Annotated in this window: 10 protein-coding genes; 5 read left to right on the top strand and 5 right to left on the bottom strand. The window is 69.9% G+C overall.

Annotated elements, in window-relative coordinates:
* The coding region (locus WA967_RS09505) for a helix-turn-helix domain-containing protein (RefSeq protein WP_424421666.1) at positions 1-327 on the top strand (327 nt) is incomplete at its 5' end.
* Positions 328-333: 6 nt separating this feature from the next.
* Here WA967_RS09505 and WA967_RS09500 read toward each other — a convergent pair.
* From WA967_RS09500 to WA967_RS09485, 4 genes are all read right to left on the bottom strand, one after another.
* Positions 334-639, bottom strand: a complete 306-nt coding sequence (locus WA967_RS09500; RefSeq protein WP_424421664.1) for a hypothetical protein — start codon at positions 637-639, stop codon at positions 334-336.
* 78 nt (positions 640-717) lie between these two features.
* Positions 718-1,533: a hypothetical protein gene (locus WA967_RS09495; RefSeq protein WP_424421669.1), complete on the bottom strand. Its 816-nt coding sequence runs from the start codon at positions 1,531-1,533 to the stop codon at positions 718-720.
* Positions 1,534-1,698: 165 nt separating this feature from the next.
* The gene (locus WA967_RS09490) at positions 1,699-2,391 is read right to left on the bottom strand and encodes an NTP transferase domain-containing protein (protein ID WP_424421662.1); all 693 of its coding nucleotides are present in this window, start codon (positions 2,389-2,391) and stop codon (positions 1,699-1,701) included.
* 156 nt (positions 2,392-2,547) lie between these two features.
* The gene (locus tag WA967_RS09485) at positions 2,548-3,468 is read right to left on the bottom strand and encodes a hypothetical protein (RefSeq protein ID WP_424421660.1); all 921 of its coding nucleotides are present in this window, start codon (positions 3,466-3,468) and stop codon (positions 2,548-2,550) included.
* On the opposite strand from WA967_RS09485, the gene WA967_RS09480 reads away from it, so the two are divergent.
* From WA967_RS09480 to WA967_RS09470, 3 genes are read left to right on the top strand one after another with little or no spacing between them, the layout of a single operon-like run.
* Positions 3,443-4,696, top strand: coding sequence for an ATP-binding cassette domain-containing protein (locus tag WA967_RS09480; RefSeq protein WP_424421657.1), 1,254 nt, complete (start codon positions 3,443-3,445; stop codon positions 4,694-4,696). The two genes, WA967_RS09485 and WA967_RS09480, sit on opposite strands and share 26 nt — an antisense overlap.
* Positions 4,672-6,240, top strand: coding sequence for a hypothetical protein (locus WA967_RS09475; RefSeq protein ID WP_424421654.1), 1,569 nt, complete (start codon positions 4,672-4,674; stop codon positions 6,238-6,240). Before WA967_RS09480 ends, WA967_RS09475 begins: the two co-directional genes overlap by 25 nt.
* 33 nt (positions 6,241-6,273) lie before the next feature.
* Positions 6,274-6,540, top strand: a complete 267-nt coding sequence (locus WA967_RS09470; RefSeq protein ID WP_298861979.1) for a DUF3039 domain-containing protein — start codon at positions 6,274-6,276, stop codon at positions 6,538-6,540.
* Positions 6,541-6,645: 105 nt separating this feature from the next.
* Here WA967_RS09470 and WA967_RS09465 read toward each other — a convergent pair whose 3' ends face one another.
* Positions 6,646-7,965 (bottom strand): nicotinate phosphoribosyltransferase, encoded by a 1,320-nt coding sequence (locus WA967_RS09465; protein ID WP_424421652.1) that lies wholly within the window; start codon positions 7,963-7,965, stop codon positions 6,646-6,648.
* Between the two features lie 313 nt (positions 7,966-8,278).
* Here WA967_RS09465 and WA967_RS09460 point away from each other — a divergent pair.
* On the top strand, positions 8,279-9,259 hold a 981-nt coding region (locus WA967_RS09460), incomplete at its 3' end, for a glycoside hydrolase family 3 protein (protein WP_424421649.1).

Below are 9,259 nucleotides of genomic sequence, written 5' to 3'. Positions count from 1 at the left end.
TGTCAGGATGCTGGTGGGATGAGAGCAGTCCGATCGCGAGCATCCGAGATCGTCGGGATGCGCGTTCGCGAACTGCGCGACAAGAGCATGATCAGCCGCAACAAGCTGGCCGAGCGGGCGGACATGGACGTCTCACACCTGGCTCGCATCGAGAACGGCACAGGCAACCCCACGCTGTTCGTCCTCATCCAGCTGGCCACGGCGCTGGACATCTCGTTGACGGCCCTGATCACGGGCCTCTCCGCCGCCGATCTCCCGCAGGACATCAAGCCGTACTCCGAGGCGGACTTCCGGCGCGAGCTGCGCCGCCGCGGGCACGACGCCTGAACCGGCTCACACCACGAACCGCCACACGTACTCGAGCCCGTCCTGCTGGCGGAACCAGGCGACGGTCACGACCACCTGGTCGACGTCGCAGCCGCACAAGCACAACTCGACGGTCTCGGTGGGCAGCACCTGGCCCCACAGCTCCACCGCTCCGCTCTCGGAGAGGTCGCTGCGCAGCACCTTGACGAAGTCCACCGGCTCCTTGCCGGCGTTCATCACGACCGGGTGCCTCCGGTCTCCTCGCGTCACCACCCAGGGCACGCAGTAGGCGGCGGGGGGCGGGACTCGAGTGGTGTCTATGGAGTGGAGCATCCGCCCAAGCTACGAGCGGCGACGGACGCCGGAACCGGGTGCGGGGGCACGGCCCCTGGAGGAGTGGAGAAGTCGGACTCAGTCCTCGGCTGTGGAGGACGGGTGCCGCCGTGGCAGTCTCAGCCGCGACACGACGCTCCCTCCCACCAGGCGCGCGCCGTGCAGCATCCGATGCTCGATCCTCTCACTGCCTGTGGCGGGCTCCAGCTCCGGCGGCAGCCACAGCGGCGCGGCTCCGAACGCGCGACGGGAGTTCTTCAGCACTCGGCGCCCCAGCAGGTGGTTGCCCGTGCCGCCGACCACCGCTCCCACGCCGAACGGCAGTGCCTTGCCGATGAATGACGCGCCGCCGCGCGTGGCGAACTGGCGGATGAACGCCGACTTCAACCGGTCGACCAGCGGTCCCACGGCCGCCCGCGGCAGCGACTTCGTCACCAGCTCGCCCCAGTACGAGGAGCGCGTCCCGCCCTTCCCCGATGCCTGCCTGGCCAGCTGGGAGACGAGATCGACGCCCTCCTTGCCCAGCATCAGCGTCATCACCAGCGCGCGTGCTCTCTCGGGCTCCTGCACGGCGGTGCCGTGCACCTCAGCCACCGACTGCGCGAACAGCGCCGTCGACTCCATGAAGCCGACCGTCTCCGCGCCCGAGAGCGCGAGCGTCACGCCCGTGCCGATCCCCGGGATGACGGCTGTCGCGCCGACGGCCGCACCTCCCGTGGTCACGGTGGCGAGATAGCGCGCCTCGAGGATCCTCACGATCTGCGCGGGGTCGGCATCGGGATGCCGGAGGCGGATGCTGCGGATGTGAGCCACGACTAGCGGCCGCTGCACGGCCAGCATCCGATCCAAGCCGCGCACCGAGAAGGATCGCTTCTCCGGATCGACGACGGGCATGACCTCGTCATCGATCTCCATCCTGTGGACCTTCTGGCGCATGGGGAGATCCTATGCACGGCATCCTCGAGAAAGCCGAAAGCCCCGCACCCTTGACAGGGCGGGGCTTTCGATGCTTCGACAGGCTCAGCAACCCAGATGGGGCGGCTCAGCAATCGAGATGGGTCACACGAACAGGTTCGCGCGCTCCAGGTCCTCGGCGAAGTCGATCTCGACCGCGTACAGGTCGGAGACGTCCATCGGCTCGAGCAGCAGGCCGTTCTCGGCGATCGCCAGCTCGAGACCGCGCTCGAAGTAGTCCTGGTCGTCGACGCGCTGCAGCTGGCGCATGAAGGCCGCCTTGTCGGCCGACGAGATGTAGTTGATGCCCACGGCCTCGCCAAGACCGCCCTTGACGGTCTTGGACAGCTCCTTGATGAAGCCCTCGTCGGTGACGGTGTACTTGACCTCTTCGTCGCTGACCTTGGACGTGTTGACCGTGACGAACGACTGGTCGCGCTCGATGTACTCGATCGCACGGCCGAGGATGCGCGGGTCGAAGACCACGTCGCCGTTCATCCACAGAACGCCGGCCTTGCCGGTGGCGCTCAGCGCGCGCAGCAGGCTCTTGGACGTGTTGGTCACGTCGTAGCGCTCGTTGTGGACGTACTTCGCGGTGGGGAAGGCCTCGATGATCACCTCGGCGCGGTAGCCGACCACCGCGGTGATGCGTGCGTCGCTGCCGAAGGCCGCGCGGATGTTGTCGTGCTGCTGCTGCATGATGGTGCGGCCGTCGCTGAGCTCGGTGAGCGGCTTCGGGAGCGCGCGACCGAGGCGCGAGCCCATGCCCGCAGCAAGGATGACGGTCTGAAGAGTCACGGTTTCTCCCTAAAAAGAACTTGTGTTCACTGTCGATTCATCGACGGGACACCTCTTCGTGCCAGGAACATGCTACTGAAGCCACCTGGGAGACCCCGCGCAGAGCGGACGCCGTTGCTGTTCCGTGATCGTTCTCACATGCGACGCTCAGGATTCTCAGGGGCGCCCAATGCGGTTTCGCCCTGTGTCGAAAGGCGGGGTGGCCTTGCGCGCTCTTGATACCGTAGTACCCGTGACAGCTTCTCGCGACGATTCAGGGGACCACCGCGAAGACACTTCCCCGCCGCGTGCCGTGGGGAAGGGCGTGGCCGCCGCGGCGAATGCGGCGAAGAAGCCCGCGCGCGCGTCTGCGAGGCGGAAACCGGCGGCTGAGCCGAAGACGGAGGCCGCGGCTCCGGCTGCCGATGGGGTGAAGGCGGATGCTGGAGCCGAGTCCACCGCGAGGACGGCGCCTCGTCGCACGGCGACGAAGAGCACGGCAGCGAAGCCCACGGGCACGAAGGCCCCTGCGGCGATGACCGCGGCGTCGAAGACCGCAGGTACGAAGGCCGCTGCAGCGAAAAGCGCAGCCGCCAAGACCACGCCCACCAGGACGGCGGCGTCGAAGACCGCCGCGGCGAAGAAGGCGGCATCCGACGCTGCTGCGGCGAAGACGACTGCCGCCGGCCGCACGGCCGCGGCTGGCGCGGCGCGCACGGCGGCCGCGAAGAGGGCTGCTGCGGCATCGTCAGCGGGGACCGCGTCCAAGGCGGCCGCCGTGGCCAGGTCCGCTTCGAGCAGTGCCGCCGCAGTCGGCAAGACCGCCGCCGCTCCGGACGCTGCGTCCAAGTCGGCACCCAAGCGCACTGCGGCGCCGAAGCGCACTGCGCGATCCAAGTCCGCTGCGGCGTCCGCGCCTGCAGCAGCGAAGACGGCAGCGTCCACACCTGCAGCAGCGAAGACGGCAGCGTCCGAACCCGCTGCCGCGAAGACCTCGGGAGCCGAGACCGCGGAGCCGGGCAATTCGACCTCCGGGCCGGCGCCTTCCGCGAAGTCCACAGCAACGAAGGCGATGGCGTCCAAGAGCACGACGTCCAAGAGCACAGCGTCCAAGGGCACGGCGTCCAAGGCCACGGCGTCCAAGGGCACGGCGTCCAAGGGCACGGCGTCCAAGAGCACGGCGTCCAAGCCCACCGCGACCAGGACCACCGCTTCGAGAGCTGCTGCTTCGACGAGCGCGGACAAGGCAGCCGCTGACGAGTCCGACCTCTCCTCGAAGAGCCCCGATGGCGCAGACGTCGTGGCATCCGTGCCCCGACTCGTCGCCGCGTCCGACAGCGCGCCTGTCACCACCGAGGCGCGCGCACCCCGAGGCGCCGAAGGCTCCACGGAGGCCGAGCCCGCGGTCGCGCCTGATCAGGTCGTCGCGACCGCGCCGGCCGAGGGCCTGCAGCCAGCCGAAGAGGCGCCTGCAGCGCGGGACGTCTCCGCACCGGTCGACTCCGAGACATCCGACTCTGCGATCGCGGAATCCCAGACCGCAGTGTCGGCTGACCCCTCCGGCACCACAGAGGCGATCCGCATCCGCGGGCTCGTCAAGCGCTTCGGCGACTCGCATGCCGTCGACGGCATAGACCTCACGGTGCCCGCCGGCTCCTTCTACGGACTGGTCGGCCCCAACGGCGCGGGCAAGACCACCACACTGTCGATCATCGCGGGACTGCTGCGGCCCGATGCCGGCACCGTGCACATCAGCGGCATCGATCAGCGCGCCAATCCGCTCGGCGCGAAGCGCGTGATGGGCGTGCTGCCCGACCGGCTGCGCACCTTCGACAGACTCACCGGACGGCAGCTGCTGCACTATTACGGGCAGCTGCGAGGACTCAGTCGCACGGTGATCGAGAAGCGCGTGGCCGACCTCGCCCGCGCGTTCGACCTCTCCGAGGCCCTCAGTCGCGTCGTCTCCGACTACTCCGCAGGCATGACCAAGAAGCTCATGCTGGCCGGCGCGCTCATCCACACCCCGCGGGTGCTGGTGCTCGACGAGCCGTTCGAGGCCGTCGACCCGGTGTCCTCCGGCGTGATCCTGGACATCCTGCGCTCGTACGTGTCGCATGGCGGCACCGTCATCCTCTCCAGCCACGGCATGGACCTCATCGAGCAGGTGTGCTCGCGAGTCGCCGTGATCGTCGACGGCGAGGTGCTGGCCGAGGGCACCGTCGACGAGGTTCGCGCCGGCCAGACCCTGGCTGCGCGGTTCGTCGAGCTCTCCGGCTCCGGTGGCGAAGTGGAGGGTCTGGAGTGGTTGCACACGTTCTCCGACTGAGACTGGCGCTGCTGGCCGGCGCCCTTCGCGGGGAGCGCCTGGTGCGCAGCGTTCTGGCCGTGCTGGCTGTCGCCGCCTTCACGGTCGCGGTCTGCATCGCGGTGCTCGGCCTCGGCGATGCGCCGCTGCCCACCGCGCGCACGGTCATCGTGCTCGGCTCAGCGGCCACGTTCCTCGCGTTCTTCCTCGCACCGATGCTGACCGCCACGCAGGACCAGCTCGATCCGCGGCGCTTCGCCCCGTTCGGCGTGGACGACGAGCGGATGCCGTGGATCCTCGCGCTGGCGTCGCTGGTCAGCATCCCCAGCTTCGCGCTCATCGCGGTGCACCTGTGCTTCGTGATCACCGCCATCACGGTCGGCGGCATCGCATGGCCGGTGGCCATCCTCGCCGGCATCGTCAGCGTCGTCTCCACTGCGCTCGTGGCGCGCATCGGCATGGCCATCAGCGCCATCGCCCTGCCCGAGCGCCGGTCCCGCGAGCTGACGGTGCTGTTCACCATCCCGATCATCGTGATCGCGTTCCCCGTCGCGGCGTACTTCGCCTCGATGAACTGGAACGGGCACGTGCCGGTGACCGCCGCGGCGGCGACCTCCGCCGTCGGCTTCACCCCGCTGGCCGCGCCGCAGGCGTTCCTGTTCCACCTCGCCGCCGGGGACGCTGCGGCGGCCTGGGCCAGCGGAGTGATCGCCCTCGTGACGCTCGCCGGACTCCTGATGGCATGGGCCTACCTCGTGCGACGGCTGCTCAGCGCCACCGAGCGCGCGCACGCGGCGCGCGAGCGCGTGGGGCTGGGATGGTTCTCGGGGCTCCCCGCCAACGCTTTCGGGGGAGTGGCCGCGCGCAGCCTGGTGTACTGGCTGCGCGACCGCCGGTACATCGTGAACGTCCTCATCGTGCCCGTCGCCGGTGTGCTGACGGTCTTCCCGCTGATGGTGGCGGGGGTGCCGGCGTGGGCCGCCGCGCTCGTGCCCGTGCCGCTGATGGCGCTGTTCTTCGGATGGCTGCCGCACAATGACGTCGCCTACGACTCCACCGCCCTGTGGCTGCACATCGCCAGCGGCGTGCGCGGAGTGCCCGACCGACTCGGCCGGCTGGTGCCGGTGCTGCTGGTGGCGGTTCCCGTGCTCGCCATCGCCGTCTCGGTGACGCTGGTCACCATCGACAAGTGGACACTGCTGCTGCCGCTGGTGGGCGTGGCCGCCGCGCTGCTGCTGACCGGACTCGGCATGTCGAGCATCGCCTCCGTCATCGCCCCGTACGCGGTCTCGCGCCCGGGTGACAGCCCGTTCCAGCAGCCGCAGCGCTCGTCGTCGCACGGCTCGTTCGGCGCCGCGGGCACGTTCGTGGGCGCGCTGCTGTTCAGCGCCCCCACCGTGTGGCTGTTCGTGCTGACCATCGTCGACGGGGATCAGCACGCGCCGGCCACGTTCTGGACCGGCATCGTCACCGGCATCCTCGTGCTGGCCGGAGGCGCTGCCATCGGCGGTGCGATCTTCGAGCGCAGCGGCACGCGGCTGATGGAGTTCGCCGAGACCACCTGACCCCGGCGCCATCCCGGCGGCTAGAATCTCGACATGAGCATTCCGCTGGACAACCCCGATCACGGTGGCGTGGCAACACTGGATCGCGAACTCGAAGAACTCCTCCGCGAGGAGAACCTCGAGCCCGGCGACCACGAGCGCTTCTCCCACTACGTCAAGAAGGACAAGATCCTCGAGTCGGCCCTCACCGGCAAGCCGGTGCGCGCGCTCTGCGGCAAGAAGTGGACTCCGGGGCGCGACCCCGAGAAGTTCCCGATCTGCCCGACCTGCAAGGAGATCTACGACAAGATGATGCGCTGAGCCGACCCTTCACTTCGACTCGCTGACGCTCGCTCAGCACAGGCGACAGGCCCGGGGACCCAGCGCCGAGGCTCGGAGACGCCGTGCCGAAGCTCGGAGACGCAGCTACTCGGCGTCAACGAATACGGTCGGGATCGCAGGATCCGACTTGCTGAGTGCGAGGGCGCGCACCGGCAGCTCCTCGCGCACCTTCAGGTGGTGCTCCCTCGCGGACTCCGTGCCGGCCTGCCCTTCGTAGGCGGTGTCGATCTCGCCGTCCTGCACCAGCACGACCTGCAGCGGCCGGGAGTCCGGGTGCGCCGCCGGCTCGTCGACGCGCTCGAAGCCATCGGCGACCGAGATCGTCTCGGCTGTGGCCACGCCGTTCGCAAGCGTGCGGAAGGCGGCCTTGCGCCCGCCCTTGGAGGCCTTGTCGGCGGATGCCTTGGCCACGGCCACCCAGCCGCCCGCGGCATCCTGCCTGGCGACGAGCTTGTAGACCATACCCGCAGTCGGGTACCCGGATCCGGTGACCACCGAGGTGCCCACGCCGTAGGCGTCGACGGGAGAGGCCGCCAGTGCCGCGATGGCGTACTCGTCGAGGTCGCTGGTGACGGTGATCTTCGTCCCCGTCGCGCCGAGCTCGTCCAGGTGGGCGCGTACGGCGCCGGCGACGATCGGCAGGTCTCCGGAATCCAGCCGCACGCCCCCGAGTGAGGTGCCGGCCACGCGGATGGCCGTCTCGACGCCCTGGCGGATGTCGTAGGTGTCCACGAGCAGGGTCGTGCCGGTGCCGAGGCTGTCCACCTGCGCGCGGAAGGCGTCCTCCTCGGTCTCGTGCAGCAGCGTCCAGGAGTGCGCGGCGGTGCCCATCGTCGGGATGCCCCAGGCGCGGCCCGCCTCGAGGTTGCTGGTGGCGCCGAACCCGGCGATGTACGCCGCACGGGCGGCGGCGACCGCGGACTGCTCGGCGGCACGCCGTGAACCCATCTCGGCGAGCGGGCGCTCACCGGCGGCGATGCTCATGCGCGAGGCCGCCGTGGCCACGGCCGAGTCGTGATTGAGCACGCTCAGCGCCAGGGTCTCCAGCACCACGGCATCCGCGAAGCTGCCCTCGACGGTCAGGATCGGCGACCCCGGGAAGTACAGCTCGCCCTCGCGGTAGCCGAGGATCGTGCCGGTGAAGCGGTACCCCGCCAGGTAGCGCAGCGCTTCGGCATCCACCACGTCGTTGTCGCGCAGATACCTCAGCTGATCGTCGTCGAATCGGAACTCGCGCAGCAGCGACAGCAGGCGGCCGGTGCCGGCCACGACGCCGAAGCGGCGCCCGCCGGACAGGCGACGCGAGAACAGCTCGAAGACCGAGGGACGGCTCGCCGTGCCGTCGCGCAGCGCGGCGGCGAGCATGGTCAGTTCATAGCGGTCGGTGAGGAACGCGGAGCTCATCCGCCCAGTCTACGGGCGGCTTCCGAGGTGCCCGCGCATCGGGCGCACGCCCGTGCAGGCAATCATTATGAAAATTTCTTGCATGGTGGTGAGAATTGGTGAATGCTATTTCCGGATGCGGGGCCTCCGGTCACTGCTCGAAGAGGAACAAGGATTCACGTGAACACTCGTCTCGTGACGACCGTCGCGCCGGGGGCATCGCCGCTCTCGCGCTGGAGACGACGCCCATCACGCTTCCTGTCAGGATCTTCTCCGTGGTGGTGCAGCGCAAGCTCAGCGACGGGCTCGTCGCAGGCGCGGTGAGGGGATGAACATGGACCAGGATCTGCGTCGTCTGGCGAACGGGGTCGTGTGGCCGGGGTTCCTCGGCTCCACCCTGCCCGCGTGGCTGGAGCACGAGCTTGCCGCAGGGCTGGCGGGAGTGGTGTACTTCGCGCAGAACCTGCATGGAGATGCCGCGGCGCTCAGCGCCCGCATCCACGAGATCGCGCCGCAGGCGCTGATCGGGATCGACGAGGAGGGCGGGTCGGTCACCCGGCTCGAGACCGCCACCGGGTCGACGGTGCCCGGCGCCGCGCAGCTCGGAGCTGTGGACGACCTCGAGGCGACCCGTGCCACGGCAGCCGAGATCGCCCGCCGCTGCGACGCGATCGGCGCCGACGTGGTGCTGGGTCCCGTCGCCGACGTCAACACAGACCCGCGCAATCCCGTCATCGGGACGCGCTCATTCGGCAGCGACACGGATCTCGTGTCCCGGCACGCGGCGGCCGCCGTTCGCGGCATCCAGGATGCCGGACTGGCGGCGTGCGCGAAGCACTACCCGGGACACGGCGACACCGCTCTGGACTCGCACCACGACCTGCCGCGCATCGATGCGCCGGTCGCCGAGATCACCGCGCGGCACCTTCCGCCGTTCACGGCCGTGGTCCGCGCCGGTGTTCAGTCGATCATGACCGCGCACATCGTCGTCCCGGACTGGGGCGACGCCCCGGCCACGCTCAACCCGCTCATCCTCGGGATGCTGCGGGCGAGCGGTTTCGACGGCGTGATCGTCACCGACGCGCTGGACATGGCCGCGGTCCGCGCGACCGTGGGGCTCGGGCCCGGCGCCGTCGCGGCGCTGAACGCGGGCGCCGACCTGCTGTGCATCGGCAACCCCACCAACCCCGGCGACGCCATGCTGTCGGAGCAGGACCAGCACGACTTCCACGCCGTGCGCGACGCCATCGTCGCGGCCATGCGCAGCGGCGCCCTCCCGCGCGAGCGCGTCGCCGAGGCCGCCGCGCGGGTGGCG

Origin of the sequence: Microbacterium sp. (assembly GCF_049650565.1) — a bacterium.
Lineage (GTDB): Bacteria > Actinomycetota > Actinomycetes > Actinomycetales > Microbacteriaceae > Microbacterium.
The sequence above is the reverse complement of the archived record's forward strand: the minus strand, read 5'-3'. Positions and strand labels throughout refer to the sequence as shown.